17 protein-coding genes are annotated in these 19,651 nt (G+C 46.7%); 8 read left to right on the top strand and 9 right to left on the bottom strand.

Annotation, left to right across the window (positions count from 1 at the left end):
- Nucleotides 1-49: 49 nt before the first annotated feature.
- The 3 genes from AC14M5_RS10740 to AC14M5_RS10730 all read left to right on the top strand — a co-directional run bounded on the left by AC14M5_RS10740 (nt 50) and on the right by AC14M5_RS10730 (nt 3,458).
- Entirely contained in the window at nt 50-2,392 is a 2,343-nt protein-coding gene (locus AC14M5_RS10740) for a hypothetical protein (RefSeq protein WP_484029661.1), read from the top strand.
- Nucleotides 2,393-2,394: 2 nt separating this feature from the next.
- Complete coding sequence (locus AC14M5_RS10735) at nt 2,395-3,150, top strand: zinc dependent phospholipase C family protein (RefSeq protein ID WP_484029660.1); 756 nt, start codon at nt 2,395-2,397, stop codon at nt 3,148-3,150.
- Between the two features lie 104 nt (nt 3,151-3,254).
- Nucleotides 3,255-3,458 (top strand): PspC domain-containing protein, encoded by a 204-nt coding sequence (locus AC14M5_RS10730; RefSeq protein ID WP_484029659.1) that lies wholly within the window; start codon nt 3,255-3,257, stop codon nt 3,456-3,458.
- A 64-nt stretch (nt 3,459-3,522) separates the two neighbouring features.
- Here the strand turns inward: AC14M5_RS10730 and AC14M5_RS10725 are convergent, their stop codons facing one another.
- The 8 genes from AC14M5_RS10725 to AC14M5_RS10690 form a co-directional block, all read right to left on the bottom strand.
- On the bottom strand, nt 3,523-4,428 hold the full coding sequence (locus AC14M5_RS10725) for an ABC transporter ATP-binding protein (protein ID WP_484029658.1): 906 nt from the start codon (nt 4,426-4,428) through the stop codon (nt 3,523-3,525).
- 6 nt (nt 4,429-4,434) lie between these two features.
- Nucleotides 4,435-4,872, bottom strand: a complete 438-nt coding sequence (locus AC14M5_RS10720) for an SRPBCC family protein (protein ID WP_484029657.1) — start codon at nt 4,870-4,872, stop codon at nt 4,435-4,437.
- A gap of 24 nt (nt 4,873-4,896) precedes the next feature.
- Nucleotides 4,897-5,850: an ABC transporter ATP-binding protein gene (locus AC14M5_RS10715; RefSeq protein ID WP_484029656.1), complete on the bottom strand. Its 954-nt coding sequence runs from the start codon at nt 5,848-5,850 to the stop codon at nt 4,897-4,899.
- A gap of 2 nt (nt 5,851-5,852) precedes the next feature.
- A complete protein-coding gene (locus AC14M5_RS10710; RefSeq protein ID WP_484029655.1) occupies nt 5,853-6,332 on the bottom strand; it encodes a nitroreductase/quinone reductase family protein in 480 nt (159 codons plus the stop codon).
- A 61-nt stretch (nt 6,333-6,393) separates the two neighbouring features.
- Complete coding sequence (locus AC14M5_RS10705; RefSeq protein ID WP_484029654.1) at nt 6,394-7,704, bottom strand: HlyD family secretion protein; 1,311 nt, start codon at nt 7,702-7,704, stop codon at nt 6,394-6,396.
- 9 nt (nt 7,705-7,713) lie between these two features.
- Complete coding sequence (locus tag AC14M5_RS10700; RefSeq protein ID WP_484029653.1) at nt 7,714-8,841, bottom strand: ABC transporter permease; 1,128 nt, start codon at nt 8,839-8,841, stop codon at nt 7,714-7,716.
- Nucleotides 8,838-9,446 carry a TetR/AcrR family transcriptional regulator gene (locus AC14M5_RS10695; protein WP_484029652.1) on the bottom strand — a complete coding sequence of 203 codons (609 nt, stop codon included), beginning with the start codon at nt 9,444-9,446 and terminating at the stop codon, nt 8,838-8,840. Before AC14M5_RS10695 ends, AC14M5_RS10700 begins: the two co-directional genes overlap by 4 nt.
- Before the next feature lie 93 nt (nt 9,447-9,539).
- Nucleotides 9,540-13,820, bottom strand: a complete 4,281-nt coding sequence (locus AC14M5_RS10690) for an acyl-CoA dehydratase activase (RefSeq protein ID WP_484029651.1) — start codon at nt 13,818-13,820, stop codon at nt 9,540-9,542.
- A gap of 136 nt (nt 13,821-13,956) precedes the next feature.
- Here AC14M5_RS10690 and AC14M5_RS10685 point away from each other — a divergent pair, with 136 nt between their 5' ends.
- The 5 genes from AC14M5_RS10685 (at nt 13,957) to AC14M5_RS10665 (ending at nt 19,144) form a co-directional block, all read left to right on the top strand.
- The gene (locus AC14M5_RS10685; RefSeq protein WP_484029650.1) at nt 13,957-15,222 is read left to right on the top strand and encodes an MFS transporter; all 1,266 of its coding nucleotides are present in this window, start codon (nt 13,957-13,959) and stop codon (nt 15,220-15,222) included.
- A gap of 180 nt (nt 15,223-15,402) precedes the next feature.
- Nucleotides 15,403-16,956 (top strand): acyl-CoA carboxylase subunit beta, encoded by a 1,554-nt coding sequence (locus AC14M5_RS10680; RefSeq protein WP_484029649.1) that lies wholly within the window; start codon nt 15,403-15,405, stop codon nt 16,954-16,956.
- 115 nt (nt 16,957-17,071) lie between these two features.
- Complete coding sequence (locus AC14M5_RS10675; protein WP_484029648.1) at nt 17,072-17,419, top strand: OadG family transporter subunit; 348 nt, start codon at nt 17,072-17,074, stop codon at nt 17,417-17,419.
- 67 nt (nt 17,420-17,486) lie between these two features.
- A complete protein-coding gene (locus tag AC14M5_RS10670; RefSeq protein ID WP_484029647.1) occupies nt 17,487-17,957 on the top strand; it encodes an acyl-CoA carboxylase biotin carboxyl carrier protein subunit in 471 nt (156 codons plus the stop codon).
- 53 nt (nt 17,958-18,010) lie between these two features.
- Complete coding sequence (locus AC14M5_RS10665; RefSeq protein ID WP_484029646.1) at nt 18,011-19,144, top strand: sodium ion-translocating decarboxylase subunit beta; 1,134 nt, start codon at nt 18,011-18,013, stop codon at nt 19,142-19,144.
- A gap of 63 nt (nt 19,145-19,207) precedes the next feature.
- Here AC14M5_RS10665 and AC14M5_RS10660 read toward each other — a convergent pair whose 3' ends face one another.
- Nucleotides 19,208-19,648 (bottom strand): hypothetical protein, encoded by a 441-nt coding sequence (locus AC14M5_RS10660; protein WP_484029645.1) that lies wholly within the window; start codon nt 19,646-19,648, stop codon nt 19,208-19,210.
- Between the last annotated feature and the right edge of the window lie 3 nt (nt 19,649-19,651).

Genomic DNA, 19,651 nt, shown 5'->3' with positions numbered 1-19,651 from the left:
ACAACTACGTTAAAAGATCGGAAACTTGACACAGTAGAATGGGAAAACTATGGAACAAAAATTAAATGGTTCAAAATTTATTAAAAGAACAGTTCGCCCGCCAAGAATTGCGTTTGTAATTAAAACTTTAGCAGATGTAGAAAAATTTATCAGCATTGCGAGTTTGAGTTGGGGCGGTCGCTACTTTCTTGCTATTCCATGCTCCGAAGAAGGCACAATCAACGAAGAGTGGTTTGATGTAATCAAGAAGTACAATCCAGACTCTATAAATACCTTTCACCAACTCTCAGATACAACTGAGGAAAGATTATGGAGGAGTAAGTTCGCAATTCATAAAATAACAAAACACACAGAAATAAGAATCGAACATCTGTACAGCGAAAAACATATTCCTGAATTTTTCGGACAACCTATCATTAATTTTTTCTTGTTAGACAATTTTTATGATCTTGACAAAGGCAAGGCACATTTATCCTATATCTCCACAGATTCGAACATTGATTTATATTTCAAAGCAAGGTTTGGAGTGATTGATAATAACGAATGGCTTAGGTGGCAACATATCTATATTAACCCGCAGCATAGAAAAAATCACCCAAATGAGATAATCGAGAATGCTCCCTTCTCATTTGAACAAGATATTTTGTCATATCTTCATCAAAATCGCCACAAAGACAACAACAATGAATTTATTAGCATCCTTGATTACACAATCAGCCACCTCGCACAGATATATATTGACAGATTTTTAGAAGACCAACCAAAATCAGAAACAAGCCATATTGTTATTGTTTCTAAAGAGGAAAACGCAGAAGAGTTTTGCTGGTTCTGGGCGATAAGAGGACAACGATACAATCCACACGATAATTATTCAAAGGGGCCAATATGGATAAGCCAGCAGGTTTTTACATCCAAGCTTGATTTGCTTCAAAATCTTTTTGTTAATAGAAAAAATATTTATGTTCTTAGTAAAAGTGTTTCAGAGGAAGAGTTACCAGCTCTTAGCGAGGGGTGGTTCTTTCAGAGAGATAATTTTCAAGAATTTTACAATGATCACTATTACATTGGCGATACCATGGACATACCTGTTAATTTTGTTGACAATAAGACGGAATACAAATTCGATTCGCCTGACTCACTAAAGTTTTTAAATTCGTCCCATAATCAACAGCAATATTCAATGCTTGATATACAAATACCTGAAATAGTTCTGCCAAGAGTTAGAGATTTCTCTTTCGACAACTTATTTTTCAATAACTATTGGGTTACAAAATCTGGACTTACTCGCATCATACGTTGGAATAAAGATGAAATCATAAAGTTAACAATTCCAAATCCTTGGGAAGTCATTTCAACTTTCGCAGATGTTGCTGGTTATCGCACTGAGCTTTCTGATAAAGGCCGCATTGGAAACGAATTAGTTAAGCTAATAAACGGAGAAAAATATATTTGGCTTATGTCGCACCCAGCCGTCCTTAATTTATTGCTCGAAATGAGTAATGTGAATAAAGTTAATAATATAAGGAAATTAGTAAGGGATAATGTAAAAAATGAGGATGTCAAAAATCAAATAATCAATTCCTTGCCGCGAAAAAGCTTAGCTAGAAACAACTTGCTTTACTCTGCAATAAAAGCGAAGTTGAAAATGGAATTTAATGGTGAGAAGTTAGACGACAGGTCTAGTGTAGCCATTATCGAATGGCTACTTGATAAAGATATTCTTCGACAAGGAAAGACTATAAAATGCAATTTATGTTCTACTGAAAACTGGATACCTGTAAACGACTTTAAATCTAAACTCATTTGTAGCGGTTGCACAAATGAAATAAAAAATCCTTTTGGAATCGACAAAATTGACTGGGAATACGAGATAAACACTCTTGTATCTTCTGAAATAGATCAGGGATTATTGATTCACCTGCTGACAGGTTATTATATTATTGACCAGGCAAATGCAAATTTTTACAAGAAAAATGTTTATAGCGCATATTATGGAGTTAATTTCATTAAAAATAACCGCCCTAATGAGATTGATATTGTTTTCACAGTTGAGGGTCACTTAACTATTGGCGAATGCAAGATTTCAGGCAGAGAATTTACGGAAAATATAATAAAAGAGAGCATAAATTTCGCTAAAGAGATCAATGCATTGAAATTAATATTTTCTTGTTTGGAACATGTCGAGGAATTAATAGATAAACTCAAAGATATTAAGCTCGATGGTATTGAATTAACTATATTGGGAAAAGATGACCTGCACTACCAATTCCCTGGACTAGCTCATGAAAAACAATTTATGGAGAAATCAGGAAAAGCACAACCAATGAATAGTCATGAAAAATACAAGCAATCTTTGAATGTATTAAAAGACCAGTACGAGTACGACATTTAACTATGGGCACATGGATCTGTCATCTCCGCATCGCTGAAAAACTTCTTCCTCATTTCCCTGAGTTGGATAAAACCTTATTTACATTCGGCAACCTGGCGCCTGATTCGGGCATCCCCAACGAAACGTGGACAGAGTTCAACCCGCCCAAGGAGGTGACCCACTTCCTGCAAAAAGGCGAGGGCGAAGATCAAATCCGCGATCTCATGTATTACCGCGAATACCTTGCTGATATCAACCCACAGGACGACATTCAAAAATATAGCTTTCGGTTCGGTTATTTTACACATCTCATTTGCGACATGCTGTGGTTTAAATATCTCGACTCCACGACGAAAACAGCATTTCACGAATTGATCGCCGAGGATCCTCAAAAAGCATGGAATTCGTTCAAAAAAGATTGGTACGGCATCGACCAGGTTTATAACCACGCTCATCCAGAAGGTTTGTTCTGGCAGGTCATTCATAAAACTCCGAACCCACCGTCATATTTGCCTTTCGTTCGGGAAGCAGCTCTGCACCAGCAATATGATTACATTCGCAAATTCTATGGCGAATATGACTCCTACTGGTTCGAGGATCGGAAATATCCCTACTTGAATGAAAATACAATGGCCCGCGTTGTGGACGATACGACAAAGGCAACTTTATTTATTTTGAACAAACTGAAACAAGTTAATTTTCAAAACCTGCAATGCACGGCAGAAATCCTGCCTGAAGAATTCATGCTTCCTTACAAAATACCGCTGGGAGATTTATAGCTGCAACTCTTTTCGTTTTGTCGCGTAAAGCAAATAGACAAAAACGCTTGGAACATGTCGGACAGTTCGTTGTCCGACTCCAGAGTAAAACGAAAGGAGCAAAAATGAGCGACTATAAAACCCTCACCCGCAGCAAATCGAACCGTATGGTCGCAGGTGTGTGCGCAGGCCTCGCAGATTATCTCAACCTTGATCCCACCGTCATACGCCTGTTATTTGTGCTTGGTTTCTTCACCTTCAATGGCGCCATGCTGATCGTGTATTTGATCATGGCAATCGTGACACCAGAAGAAACGATCATGCAGTAATTAACGAGTTGGTAGGTTTGAACAACGTTGAAACGTTCAAACCTACCAACTTTTTAACGTGTTTTCAACGAGCCAGTGCGAGGAAGACATCCTCCAAAGTTGGTTCACCTTTTTCGATTTTCTCCACCTGAATCTTTTTACTCGTTAATAATTTTTGCATCGCTTCTTTCTTGACCCTGGAACTGATCACTCGTAAATGATCTCCCGCCAAGCCAACGCGTTCGACTCCATCCATTTCAGAAAGAAGCTCTAATCCGTGTTCCAGGGGTTGAGCATACACTTCCCATACGTCACCAGTGATAATCGATTTCTTGAGGTTGGTTGGAGTATCCATCGCGAGAAGTTTTCCATCGCGCATGATACCCACTCGTTCGCAGTATTCGGCTTCATCCATGTAGTGCGTTGTAACCAGAATTGTCACGCCAGTCTCGGCGAGTTCGTAGATCAAGTCCCAAAAGGCGCGGCGGGCAGTGGGGTCAACACCTGAAGTGGGTTCATCGAGAAATAATAATTTCGGCTCATGCACTAGTGCAATACCCAACGCCAATCGTTGACGCCAACCTGCGGAGAGCAGGCTTGTCAGCGTGGAGTCATGCCCTGTGAGGCCGACCAGTTCAAGGGTCCGCTTGATGCGGGCTTTGTCGGTAATCCCATACACGCCGCCATAAAATGTCATATTTTCCAGCACGGTCAGGTCATCATAGATCGCAAACTTCTGCGACATATACCCAACGCGCTTGCGCACCTCTTCGCTTTGTCTGAAAGCGTCGAAACCCAGCACGGTTGCTTCGCCCTCGGTTGGTTCAAGCAGACCCAGCAACATGCGAATGGTGGTGGTCTTCCCAGAACCGTTCGGGCCGAGATAACCAACCACTTCGCCAGCGTTCACTTCAAAGTTGATGTGATCCACCGCGACGAAATCGCCAAAGCGGCGCGTTAGATTCTCAACGTAGATGACAGGTAAAGGCATGGATGACTAAGCTCCCTTTTCCAGCACCGATTTCAGTGTATTGAGATTGCCTTCCATCATCTTTTTTATCTGACCCGCCATGACACCTTCAGCGAGTTTGAATACGCCACCTGGGTTGCCTTGAGCATTGAGGCTGATTTTTGTGCCCGTGCCAACAGTCTTAAACCCCAGCGTAAGGCTGACTTGCATCGGCCCGGCATTCATTTGATAAACGCATTTCGTATCTGGCTCGTACGCGATGACCTGCATCTCGCCCTCGATACGGCGGCCCATCATTTCACCAACGGTCTTGAATTTTGTTCCAACGCCCACAGCGCCGGGCGTAACCTGTTCAATGCTGACAACCGCAGAGTTCCATTGCGACATGTTATTGGGATTAGCAACAAATGTGAAGACATCTTTCACAGGGCGGTCAATCAATGCACTAAAGTCGAGATTAATCATGTCAATGCTCCTTAAAAGTTATTTCTATAACTCGGGTGAGAATCCTTTTTCTTCAGATAAGGCGATAAAGACATCTTCCAGGATGGGCGGGATGGAGCGCAAGTCATCGATCTCACCGCCCACGCTTCTGATCTCAGACGGGAGCCTGCGTAGAACATCTTTGGCCTTCCCCTCGCCGACGCGGATATGCAGACGATCTCCGAAGGCCTGTACATCTTCGACATCCTTATCAGCATGTGCGGTATGACGAAGAACATGCAAAGGCTTGCCGCGCAATTCAAGGATGCGGCCATTGAGTCGCGCGCGCAAATTGGATGGTGTGTCTTCGGTGATGATGCGACCTGCTTTCATGAATCCCACACGATGACAGCGTGAGGCTTCATCCATGTACGGCGTGGAGATAATTACCGAAACACCTTCGCCCTGAGTGGTTAACCGAATCACAAGCTGCCAAAAATCCTGACGAGTGACCGGATCAACACCTGTTGTTGGTTCATCAAGCAATAATACTTTTGGCCGTGTCACTAGCGCAGAAGCCAGGCCAAGTTTCTGCTTCATGCCACCAGAGAGTTGACCTGCGCGTCGCTCAGTAAATTTTTCGAGGCCCACGAATTCAAGGATTTCATTACAGCGTGGAAGCCATTCATCGGATCTCAATCCGCGTACCTCGGCAAAGAAGCGAATATTCTCAAGCACGGTCAGGTCTTCATACATTGAAAATCGTTGCGAGAGGTAACCAAACTGCGAGCGGGCATTCTCGGTTTGTTTATCGATGTCGTATCCGCAAATGTTGACTTCGCCCGAATCCGTTTTGAGCGCGCCAACCAGCAAGCGCATGGTGGTTGTCTTTCCCGCGCCGTCTGAGCCGACGAGTCCATAAATCTCGCCAGATTTCACATGCAGTGAAACGCCATCAACGGCATGATTTTTACCAAAATGTTTATGTAGATCAGTTGCCTGAACGAGATAATTTGTCATTGCTAATTCTCGCTAAATTTTATTGGGTGCAGGATCACAAAAGCCTCTGTTCTTCCCAATTCTTCCAATTGTTCGCGGCTCGGATGCCTGGGAAATCCATGTGCCTTTTCCATGATCAAGCCAACCATGAGCGGATGTCGTTGAAGGCGGACTTCCACAAAATCGGCAAACTTCGATGGGTCGGTCACAACTTCGGCCATCCCGTGGAATTGTTTTGCACCCACGCGAACTTCAACTTGTGGGCATAACTGGATGTTACGCACCCAATCTGCTTTTGTTCCACGCGCCGCACCGACATAATAATCGTCACCGATCATTTCATATTGAAGTGGAGTCACTCGCTTCTTTCCTGACCTTCGGCCTGTTGTTTCCAAAAGGAGAATGATCCTACCAATGAGAGGTCCCAGCCCGATTGCATAGAGCAGGCGATGAATCTTCTGGACGTTCTTCATCTTTATCCAATCAAATGTGACTGGTTTCATGGCACTCTCCTTTCATACAGTATATGGTCTCAATAGACTCCGAATGCACTCTGATTTTTATTTACTCGAAGACGACATCCGCAGGCATGCCGATCTTCAATTTGCCTTCTGTGTCTGTCACCTTTAACTTGATGGCAAAGACTGTACTGCTACGCCCTTCAACAGTTTGAACGTTGCGCGGAGTGAATTCGGCCTGATCTGCGATGTGAATGATTTCGGCATTGAAGGTTGGGCTTTCACCGGAGGCAACGTCAATTGTGACAGTGGCTTGCTGACCAAGTTGGATTTCGTTCACCAGCGTCTCCGGCACGTAGACTGTAATGGTCAAATTGCTGAGATCGCCCATGGTAAGGGCTACGGCCCCGGGCTGGACAAACTCACCAGGTTCAACATTGCGTGTGAGGACAACGCCATCGATGGGAGCGTAGATAGTCAATTTTTCCATCTGTGTATCAAGCAAGGTGAGGTTGGCTTCTGCCTGTGCCTGCGCAGACTTTGCCTGCTCTAGCGCTTGGAAGGCTGCAACCACAGCAGGAGAATCTACGCCAGTTTGCAGAGAGAGTACGCGGGTGTAGGCTGCATAATATCTCTGTTGCGCCACGAGAACCTGTCCGCGTGCGTATTCGATATCTTCTGCAGCATCTGTATCGAGGAGATCATCATATTCTTCCTGGGCATCGTCGAGTTCAGTCTGGGCAAGTTCGAGATAATCGTTTGCGGCATCGAGGAAGCCACCGTTATCTGGAGCACTGTCTGCCTGGTCCTTTACTGTTTGAGCTGTTAGGAAAGCTGCGCGTGCTTCGGCAAGACGCTGTTCTGCCTCAAGGTAATCGGAGTCATGTAGATCACTAACAACCTGTTGCAGGTTTGCATTTGCATCATCCAGCGCTATTAATGCGTTGTCCAATTCAAGCTGGGCAGGTGCAAGTTGTTCGGTTTGATTGAAGTACCAGTTAGGCTGATTGAATTCACTCGGCGCAGATGTTTTCAAGTCCTTGGCACGTTGTGTATCCTGGGCTGAAATTGCAACCTGAAGGGTTTGATCATATTTGAGTTGCGCGCTGGCGAGTGCGGCGTTGGCAGAGTCAACTGCGGCGGAGGCAACGGCCCGTTGGGCAGTCAGCAGGCTGCCGTCCAGAGAAAGAAGCGGATCACCGGTTTTGATGGATTGTCCTTCTTCAACCAAAACATCGGCCACTTTGCCAGCCATCTCAGGTGAGATGTTCACGGTCACAGCTTCGATGGTGCCAGATGCTTTGAGTTGGTCGCTTTCGTTATTGTTTAGCGAACGAAAGACAAAATATCCGATGGTTGAAAGAACGATCAACGCGATAACGATACGAACAGGGAGAGGGGGTAAATTACGATTCATGTTGAACTCCTAATCTAAACGTTTACGGAAGCGCAGTGCAGCTGCTCCCATGATAATGATGCCGAAAAGTGCCAGCGAAATAATTTCGGTCTGGAGTGCCGCAAAGCCAACACCCTTGAGCAAAAGCGAACGTACGATCACAAGATAGTAACGTAGCGGAATGGCATAGGAAACTATCTGTAAAAATTTCGGCATGGCTTCAAGAGGAAACAGAAAACCAGAGATGAATACGCCGGGCAGAATGGTGACAAAGACCGTTAATAAAGCCTCCTGTTGTGTGTTGGCAATGGTAGATGCGAATAAACCAATGCCGAGGCTCGAAAGCAGGAGCAGACCTGCTGTGCCGACAACGAGAAAGAGATTACTGCGCACAGGGACGCCGAACCAATAATGACCGATGAGTAGCACTTCAGCCAAATCGAAAAAGCCCAGAATGACATAAGGTGTGACTTTGCCCACGATCAATTCCCACGAACGGATGGGTGTAACAATCAGTTGCTCGATGGTCCCCCGTTCGCGTTCACGTACAACAGCTGTGGCTGTCAACATTGCCATGATGGCATACAAAACCATACCGATCACACCGGGGATCATGAAGTATGCGGAGCGAAGATCGGGGTTGTACCAGACTTGTGTGCGGACTTCGAGCGGCGGCTGGACTGCGCCAGCACGTCCCTGACTGGCAGCTTGTTCGGTGAGTACCTTGATGGAATGCGACTGACCGATCAATCTGGCAGTGGAGAGAGCAGTCGCCCCGACAGTTGCATCAGAACCATCGAGAATCATCGAGACCTGTGCATCCCCTTCCAGAAGTTTGCGCGAATAATCTGGCGGGATAACCAACGCTCCGCGTACATCTCCCTGCTCAATTAAGATCTGAATCTCTTCCTGGGAGTGGACATCGTATGCAATGTTGAAATAATCCGCGGCGCGGAAGGCATCCAGCAGGGCACGCGATTCGGGTGAGCGGCTCTGATCCCACACGGCAACCGGCACATTCCGCACATCGGTGGTTGCCGCATAGCCCAGCAAAAATAGCTGGATGATCGGCATGACCAGGATCAGCGCCAGTGTGCGCGGGTCACGAAAGATCTGTATGAATTCCTTGCGGACAATGGACATTAAGCGTGAGTTCATGCGGTCTCCTTGATAACGCCGTGCAAATAAATATCTACGAAAAGGTCAAAACTGTCCTTGGGCATTAATTTAGCGGCGATTGAATTTTTAATAAACAGTTCAGTGATGTAGAAGGAAAAGAACATACCCAGAAATGAACGCACCAGGATTGGCGGAGGGAGTTTGCGCAAATGCTTACGGACGCGCACCAACTGCTCAAACATAGGCAAGATTTTGGGCACGATCTCTCCAATCAACTTCGTTAAATGCTTTCCATTAAATTCTACAAGCTCGATGAAAATCAATTTTAGCAATTCGGGTCGATTACCCAACTCGGTGACCAGTGCACGGGCAGCATTGCGGATCAACTCTTCAGCCGTATCACCCTTGGCAGCCAGCACAATCGGCAACACTTGCTTGTAGGGATGCTTGTCAATAATGATCGCCGCAAAGATATCTTCCTTGCCTGAAAAGTGATTGTAGATTCCTCCCAGCGCCAGCCCGGAGCGCTCCGCAATCTGTCTCATGGAGGTGGCATGGTAGCCCTGCTCCATGAACAACTCCAGCGCGGCATCTTCAACTGCCAGCCTTGTTACTTCGCCTTTCTTCGGTTTCTCTTTTTTCATGCCATCTCCAGAAATGAACGAACGTTCGTTTTTATTTTACGGAAAACCTGAATTTTGTCAAGAGTGAAATTTCACCTAATTTGTGGAATTCCTTCAAGCTAAAAGCCCGCTCCCCTCTTTTGCATGATCCACGAAGAAGTGCATCCGATTGAAGAAATTCACTTCGCTGATCCCCGCATCTGCATCCAGGAAAAGCAAATTTAACTGCGGGTACATTTCCTTCATCTTCTTCTCGGCGCCTTTGGCGATGATGTGATTGGCGATGCACCCAAATGGCTGAAGACACAACACATTGGGAATCCCATTTTTTACAAAGGATGCCACCTCACCTGCCAGCAGCCAGCCCTCGCCATATTGATGATTCAAGCTGAGGATCTCCTGTGCGTTCATTGCGATGTCTTCAATATCGGTATGACGATAAAAGCGCCGATATTCCTTCATCACAGCATGGACTTCATTCAAGTAATTACGCAATATGCTCTTCCCGATCAGGGACAGCAACCATGTCGTATCGCGCCGCGCAAGATGGGTCTTGACCTTGTGATCGAAATGGATCAAACCACCTGCGAAAAATTCCAGGAAGGCAGGCATAACCACTTCCAGGCCCTGATCCATCAGCCATTGTGCGGAATTGTTATTGGAAAACGCATTGTGTTTGACATAAATCTCACCCACAATCCCCGTTTTTGGATAATGTTTATCATTCACTTCAATTGCGTTGAAATCTGCAACAGCCCGTTCCAGTGCGCGCAACAACGATTTTCTCTCAGCAGAAATTTTGCCATCCATAAACTCATACAAATATCGATCCGCTACTCGTTGCGCATCACCCTTATGGATTTCACGGATCACAGTCGAGTAATACATATCCGAGAGTGCATCGGTGAACGCCATGCTGAAGATGGCTTTAACAATATATTCCCGTATGTTAAATTCAAAACCTGGCTGCTCATTCAAGATTTGAAAACTTGTCGAAATCGTAACCACAGGCACATCCTCAAAGCCCGCCGCGATGATCGCCTTCTTTACTAACGAGGCATAACTTGAGGCACGGCACTGCCCGCCTGTTTGCGAGAATCCAACCGCGGTCTTGGAAAGATCATACTTCCCACTTTGCAGCGCCTTGACCAGATCGCCTACCGTGATAATGCCAGGATAACAAATTTCGTTATTGGTGTATTTGAGTCCCACATCCACAGAACTGCGGTTGGCGGGTGGAAGCCATACAATGTTGTAACCCATATCAACGAAAGGGCGGACAATGGGCGGCGAACAGAACGGTGAAAAATCGGGCACGATCAAAGTCCTGCTTCGATCTTCCCGTTCATATGTGCGCGTCATCTTGCGCGCTTTATGAACCCATCCCATTGGTTTCGACTGCCGCATGGACTCCAGCATGGAGCGTAATCTTAACTTCGTAGAACCCACACTCTCGATCTCATCGATGCGGATGACAGTTGGGCCTTTTCCATACTCACCCAGGATCGCGCTCACCTCATCAAGAATGAACGGGTCAGGGCCGCAGCCAAAAGAATTCAATTGCACCACTTCCACATTATCTTGCTTGCCCGCCCAGCGCGCCGCATGAAAATATCGGTTGAGGTATTCCCATTGAGTCATCACGTGCCGATTGTTCAACGCCTGCCCATCTTCAAGCGGGACAGAATCTTCAGTAATAACATCCAATCCAAAATTTATCAGGATGTCTGGAATCTTATGGTTGATCAGCGGATCAATGTGATACGGACGTCCCATCAATAGAATAACAGGACGACCTTCCTCTTTTGCATTTTTCAGAATTTCAGCCGCCACGCTTCTTATTTGACCTTTGAACTGCTTTTGCGATTCTAAAGCCTTGTCAAACGCTCGAACAGAAATCCCATGCGGCACACCGAGACTCGCAAGGTATTCGAGACAGGCCTGCCTGAGTAATTTCTTATCATTAAAGTTGATCGCGGGCATATCCAATTGGATTTTATATTTCCCCAGTGGATTAATCACATTCCGCACCACATCCGCATACCCAGAAACAATGGGACAGTTAAAACTATTCGCTGCATCGCTAAAACCGCTCTCCTCGTAGAAGACCATCGGGAAGAAGATTCGATCCACTCCCGTCTCGATCAAATTCATAATATGCCCGCTGACTAGTTTCCCAGGAAAGCATAAATTATCGGACATAATGTGCCCCGCCCCTTTTTGATAGACCACATTACTTGAAGGCGCAGAAAGCTGCACTTTGATTCCACTTTCCACCAACAACGTGTTCCAGAAGGGAAAATTCTCAAACTGATTCAAAACTCTGGGGATACCAACGACCAGCCTCGGGGTTGAGTCTGACGCGGTTTTTCTGTCAAAGAGTAAATCATATTTCAGTGCAGGCAGGTTAATTCCGCATCTCTCTGCCTTGCCTCCATTCGAATAAATCTTTTCACAGCGATTGCCCGAATAAAAAATATTTCCATTCGGGAAGGTCATCTTCGTGACCGCACATTTGTTTTCGCAGCCATGGCAATAGATGGTTTTCTTTGCATAATTGCCTACTACATTCGTAGTAACAACTAAGCCCTGTGGGTCAGTCGTTGCCGTTGCAGAACGACTGAAGTCTTTACTACTGTATTGATCAAGCGCAGTCAGCGCTGCGCCGTAAGCGCCCATCAACTCTGCCATATCCGGGCAAGTGACCTCGCGTCCCAAAAGATGTTCGAGCGCCTTTTGCACAGCGGGGTTGCGGAATGTGCCGCCCTGCACAACGATATGTTCGCCAAGCAAGTCAGTATTGGTAACCTTCAAAACTTTATGCAGGGCATTCTTGATGACTGAATATGCCAGCCCGGCAGAAATATCACTGATCGAAGCGTCCTCACGCAATGACTGTTTGACCTTTGAATTCATGAACACGGTGCAGCGCGTGCCGAGATCGCAAGGCGATTGAGCTTTGGTAGCTTCCTTTGCAAATTCCGCGGCAGAGAATCCCATATTGCGCGCAAACGACTCAATAAATGAGCCGCAGCCTGAAGAACATGCTTCGTTGATTTTTATATCCTGAATGAAACCATCTTTGACAAAAATGGCTTTCATATCCTGCCCGCCGATGTCCATGATGAAGCTGACATCCTTATCAAACGCCCTAGCCGCGCGGAAATGTGCCAGCGTTTCGACCATGCCGCCATCCAAACCAAACGCCGCGCGGATCAGGTCTTCGCCATAACCTGTGACCATACTGCGGGCGATGCGCGGAGTCTTGCCTTGTTCCGCGAAACGTTGATGGATTTCACTTAACCCCTGTTGAACAGCATGGATTGCATCTCCCCTGTTATTGACGTAATACTCAAACGCCACCCTGCCTTTCTCGTCGATCAAAACAATCTTTGTTGTGGTCGAACCCGAGTCAACACCCAGGAATAACTTATCCCCATTGAGTTGAGCAATATTCACGCGCCCGATTCTGTGGCGCATCCGCCCCGCTTCCCATGCCTGATAATCAACGTAGTCTTTGAACAACGCTGGCAATCGGTTTTGATTGGCAGTTGCATGTTGCTGTTCAGTATTAAGTCTTTCTATTAATGATGTGAGTGTAAATAACTCACTTATGGATGATTTAGCGAGAGCCGCGCCGATTGCGGGGAGCAATTGCGCGTTGTCTACATCCAGCACATTGGCAGGTGTGAGGCGCAGGACTTCCATAAAAGATTTTTTCAAAGCAGGCAAAAATGTAAGCGGTCCGCCGCAGAAAAGGATCAACGGTTTAGGAGTGTATCCGCGCGCCAGAGTCGCCAGCGTTTGCAGCACCACCGCATGAAAAACCGAAGCGGACACATCCTCACGTGGAATATCGCGGCTTAATAAATTTTGCAAATCCGTCTTTGCAAAAACGCCGCAGCGCGAAGCCATCGGATAGATCGTCGTATGTTTGCTGGCAAGTGTATCGAGATCAACGATGGGCACATTCAACAGGCCTGCCATCTCGTCGATGAACGCGCCCGTTCCGCCCGCACAGGAACCATTCATGCGGATGTCTGGCATACCTTCATCTTTGAAGAAGATCATCTTCGCATCTTCGCCGCCAATGTCAATTAATGTCTTTACCTGTGGATATAGCTGCCGCACCACTTCAGCCGAAGCGATCACTTCCTGAATAAAGGGCAGGCCAAACCTCTCACATACCCCCATTCCTGCCGAACCGGTGATTAGAACATCCACTTCTATGTCGCCAAGTTTTTCTTTTGCATTTGCCAAAATCATTTGCAGAGTTTGCAATGTCTCGGCATTATGACGGCAGTACGAAGAGAACAACAAACCCCGATTTTCGTCTAATATCACAGCCTTGGCAGTAGTGGAACCTATATCAATTCCAAGTCTAAGGTTGGACATAACGGGCTCCTACAGAAAATGAACGATTGTTCGTTTTTGTTAACTACATTTTACGTTTTTTTTATCATAAAGGTCAATATTCGAGTGTAATTTTTAAACGATTACAAAAGTAACTTTTTGTAGGTACAATCCTCTCATGCTCACAACTTTAGAAAAAGACATCCGAAAGAATCTGAAATACAACCTAACCGTCAACCTTGGGGATGGTAGCTTATTCGGCGCGGCACTTGGCTTTGCTTCCTTCAGTACCATTCTCCCGCTCTTCGTCGCATCCATGACAGACTCAGCCCTACTGATCGGGCTTGTCCCCGCCATTCATGCTGTCGGCTGGCAATTGCCGCAGTTGTTCACAGCGAGTCATGTTTCGCGCCTGCGTCAATACAAACGCACAGTTATCATGACCACCATTCATGAGCGCGTGCCGTTTTTAGGTTTCGCCATTGTCGCGCTGCTGCTCCCCCTCCTCGGCTTGCAAGCGGGCCTCGTCATCACTTTTATTCTGTTAACCTGGCAGGGGCTTGGCGGCGGATTCACCGCAAACTCGTGGACCTCCATGATCTCGAAGATCATTCCACCCGAAACACGTGGCACATTTTTTGGATTGCAAGCCGGGCTGGCTAACCTCTTCATCAGCGGAGCCGCCATTGGCGCTGGATACCTACTCGACTACCTTGCTTCTCCCTGGGACTTTGCAGCCTGCTTCTTCCTCGCAAGTATTTTCTTCGCCTTATCCTGGGTTGCGCTCGCGCTGACGCGCGAACCAGAGGATACCGAAAAGATCATCCCTGAAGAAAAGACTCATTTTTGGGATGATTCCAAAAAGATATTGCGCAAAGATACAAACTTCAACTGGTTTCTCACTGCGCGTTTCCTATCTCAATTTGCCACCATGGGATTCTCGTTCTATATCATTTATGCCCTGCGCCGCTTTGACATGACCTCGGTCATTGCAGGCTATCTCACAGCCACACTTACCATCTCACAAACCGTCGCCAATATTGGCATGGGCTGGATCGGTGATCGAATTGGTCATCGTTACATGCTTATCCTGGGTGCATTCGCGGCCTTGTTCAGTTCCATTCTGGCATGGAATGCAGCCTCCATCATCTGGTTCTATCCGATCTTCTTCCTGGCAGGTCTCGCCAATGTCTCCATTTGGACTATTGGCATGGCGATGACAGTAGATTTCGGAATTGAAGCCGAACGCCCTATGTATATTGGTCTTTCACAAACTCTCACTGCTCCCGCAACCATCCTAGCCCCTGCTCTTGGAGGCTTTATCGTGGATGCAGCAGGCTTCATTCCAACATTCACTATTTCAACCGTGCTATCCCTTATGATGATCGGAATTCTTGTCTTCCTTGTCAAAGATCCGCGCAAAAGACTTGACCATGGACGATAGACTATCGCCTTTGAATAAGGAGGATTAACTCCCAAGGAAGTAAAAGTCCAAAACGCAGTACCAACTATCAGTAAAAGAGGAGGCGGATTATCCTATTTCCTGCATGACCTCCATCACTGGATGATCTGTCATCGAATGTTATACTTCTAATTGTGAAATTTATCACCTAAAGGAAGTAACATGACAAACGAAGATCCCAGAATTTTGGAATTGCGCAAGATCCGCGCAAAAGCGTTGGAAGGCGGCGGCGAAGAGCGGATTGCAAAACAAAAAGCAAAAGGCAAGATGACAGCGCGTGAGCGCATAGATGCTTTACTTGACCCTGGCACATTTAATGAGATCGAGCCGTTCATTACACACCAAGGCGATGAACTGGGTCTGCTAAAAGAAAAGTTTTACGGTGATGGCGTTATCACGGGCTACGGACAGATCAACGGGCGGACAGTTTATCTGTATTCGCAAGATTTCACAATTTATGGCGGCACACTCAGCGAAATGCAATCCCATAAAATTTGCCGCGTGATGGATTTGGCAGTCCGCAACGGTGTGCCCTTCATTTCGCTGATCGACTCAGGCGGCGCGCGTATTCAAGAAGGCGTACGTTCGATGGGCGGTTATGCAGAGATATTCAGACGCAATGCGCAGTACTCGGGTGTGGTGCCGCAAGTGAGCGTGATGCTTGGGCCATGCGCAGGCGGCGCTGCATACTCCCCCGCTCTGACTGATCTGGTCATCATGGTGGAGAAATCATCCTTCATGTTTCTCACGGGCCCTGATGTAATCAAAGCTGTGACGGGTGAAGTGATCGACTCAGAATCACTGGGCGGCGCAAATGTGCATACATCAGTCAGCGGCGTGGCGCATTTAACCGTGGCGAGTGAAAAGGCTGCACTTGAAATGGCGAGACATTTCCTTTCATATCTGCCTTCCAACAATATTGAGAATCCGCCTTATGTGCAGCCGAGCGATCTGCTTTCACGCATGGATGAATCGCTTAACAGCATTATTCCGCTTGAAGCGACAGAACCTTACATCATGCATCAGGTCATCGAAAAAATTATTGATGAGGGTTCCTTTCTTGAGATACAACCCGATTGGGCACGTAATGCAATTGTCGGTCTCGCACGTATTGGCGGACACAGTGTTGGCATCGTTGGTCAGGAACCTGCCATCATGGCGGGCGTAATTGACATTGACGCCGCCGATAAAATGACACGCTTCGTACGGATGTGTGATTGTTTCAACATTCCGCTGGTCACCTTTGTTGACTCGCCTGGCTTTCTGCCCGGTATTGCACAGGAGCATGGCGGCATCATTCGTCACGGCGCAAAACTTTTGTATGCGTATTCTGAAGCCACCGTTCCAAAAATTTGCATCATCACTCGCAAGGCTTACGGCGGCGCATATGTGGTCATGTCCAGCAAGTATCTTGGAACCGATGTCACGTATGCGTGGCCGTCCGCTGAGATCGCCGTGCTCGGCGCGGAAGGGGCGGCGAACATTTTGTTCAAGAAACAAATTGAAATGGCAAAAGATCCTTCCGCGGAACGAAAAAAACTTGCCGCAGAATATCGCGAAAAATTCAATAATCCATATTACGCCGCGTCCACAGGCTATGTGGATGACATCATTGAGCCGCGCGAATCAAGGCCGAAGATCATCGCGTCACTCTCTGCGCTTCGCGATAAATATGCGCCTGCTCCGCCAAGAAAGCATGGGAATATTCCTGTGTAATACCATGTCATTGCGAGGAGGGTGCTCTCCCCGACGAAGCAATCTCCAACTTTGTAGGAGATTGCTTCGGGCGAAGAACAAGAACGCCCTCGCAACGACATAAACGAGAAACATTATGACTGACTTTCTACTCTCATTACAAATCACCGCCCTCGGCATGGGACTTGTCTTTGGTGCAATTCTCCTGCTTTGGCTGATGATGGTTCTACTGACTATTTTCACTGCGGATAAAGCTACTTCAGTGGATGAGATATCCGCATCTAACTCACCCGTGCCTGCCTCTGTTTCTGAAACGGAATTCAAACTTCAAGCTGTTGTGCTTGCCGTGGCGGTTGCCCTTGCAGAACAAGAACAATCCACTGTACATCCACTGCCTGAGCCACCAACTGCCATTGTCTCCGCCTGGCAGTTGGGCATGAGGACAAGTCAACGCACTCAAAAAGGAAACTTTAGAAGACATTAATTCTAGAGTGTGACGGCGAGCCGTCACAAATGCGGGAGCAAGCTCCCGCACTCCAAAGGGAAAGCTCATGAAATATAAAATCACAGTCAGCAACAAAACATACGAAGTTGAAATTGAGAATATCAATTCGCGACCCATCATTGCATACGTGGATGGTGATCGGTTTGAGGTACTGCCTGAGAATGGGGATCAGGCCGAGGCTAGGAAAGATGCGAGTGAGATAAAAAATAAGGCAGAGAAAAAATCCTTTGATCCTCATCCTTCCTCAACCGCCTCATTCTCTCCCAATCCTGCACTAAGCGGAAATGCTTTAACTGCGCCCCTGCCCGGGACGGTGATCGAGGTGTTTGTAAAAGCTGGCGAAAGAGTGGAAGCAGGCCAGGTGGTTGTGATCATCGAAGCGATGAAGATGAAGAATAGCATTCGCTCAGTGTATAGCGGGACGGTAAGTGAAGTGCTCGTGAGCGCGGGGCAAAGCGTGGCGCACAAACAGGCGTTGATGAAATTCGCAGACCTGGGCGAGGCGTCCTGGATTTAATTTTACGCATCACGCATTACGTATTACATAATACGTAATGCGTAAGGACTCGTATGGATTTAACTTCTCTATTACCCGAATTACTAAAAGGCTTCACACATTTCACCTTAGGCAACGCAGTGATGATCTTTGCCGCATTGATATTAATTTATCTCGCAGTGTTCAAAGAGATCGAACCTGTTTTGCTTTTACCGATTGGGTTTGGATGTTTACTGGCGAATATTCCGCTGGCAGGCATGACTGCAATTGAGGGGGTGATGGCCGTTATCTATAAAGCAGGCATCAAAACAGAATTATTTCCGTTATTGATCTTTATCGGTGTGGGCGCGATGATAGATTTCTCTCCGTTGCTCGCACAACCGCGCATGGTCCTGCTCGGCGCGGCAGGACAATTCGGGATCTTCGGCACACTCATACTCGCAATCTTATTGGGTTTTCCATTGAATCAAGCCGCCTCCATCGGAGTCATCGGTGCAATCGATGGGCCGACTTCCGTTTTCGTTGCGACCAAACTCGCACCTGAGTTGCTCGCACCTATTGCAGTGGCCGCGTATTCATATATGAGTCTGATTCCCATTATCCAGCCGCCGTTGATGAGATTGCTTACTACAAAAAAAGAACGCTTAATCCAAATGGAGTATGCGCCAAAACCAATTTCAAAAATGACGTTGATCCTCTTCCCCGTAGTTCTGACTCTGGTGGTCGGCCTGCTAGTTCCTGAAGCAACGCCGTTGATTTCCATGCTCATGCTGGGAAATCTACTCAAGGCCTCAGGGGTAGTGGATAGATTAAGCAATGCCGCGCAGAATGAAATTATCAATATCGCTACGTTGTTCCTGGGTCTTGCCATCGGCTCCACAATGAGCGCGGCAGCTTTCCTGAATCTTGATACAGGCAAGATCCTGGTATTAGGTTTATTCGCATTTGTGCTGGATACGGTTGCGGGGTTGTTATTTGGGAAGTTGATGTGTGTTATCTCAGGCGGTAAGGTCAATCCACTCATCGGAGCGGCTGGAATTTCCGCTTTCCCAATGGCAGGGCGTTTAGCCGCAAAGACTGCCAACGATGAGGACCCAAATAATTTCATCCTGATGCACGCAATGGGCGCAAATACCGCAGGTCAACTGGGGAGCGTGATTGCAGGCGGCATTTTGCTTTCAGTGGTAAGTAAGATGTTGGGACTGTAAAAAAAGAAAGAGGAAAGAGCGTTTTGATGGCTGTCCTCTTTCTTGTTCTAAAGACAAACTGTGTCATTCATTTGTTGCTGGCTTTTTCACTCTCATTTTTTCTAAAAGACGCGTCACCAACATCCCGCCCGGCACGGCAAACACAAAAGATAATATGGCAGAAATGATCAATCCTATCAGCGCTGAGATCCCGATCCAGCCAAAGGCGTAAACAATTGGATCCTCTTTCACCACTTCTCCGCTGGCATCAACGCAATGTAATTCGTAAGCGGTTGCAGGATGTGAATTGCCGAATTCATCTGTGATCGTTGATGCATAAGAATAGCTTTCAGGGGTTGAGTTCTCCGGGCACATAAAGCCGCCCATGGTCTGTATCGCCAAGTCACTGGAAGAAGAGATGCTTCCCGCGGCAATTGCAAATGGCATGATGCAAATACTGATGAATGTTATCAATAGAAACCAGATCAAACATCCTGAGAATGCAGTCGTTTTTGCTCGGCTCATCTT

This window comes from Candidatus Villigracilis sp. (assembly GCF_057083605.1).
Note: the sequence above shows the minus strand (reverse complement) of the source record. Positions and strands in the feature narration are given on the sequence as shown.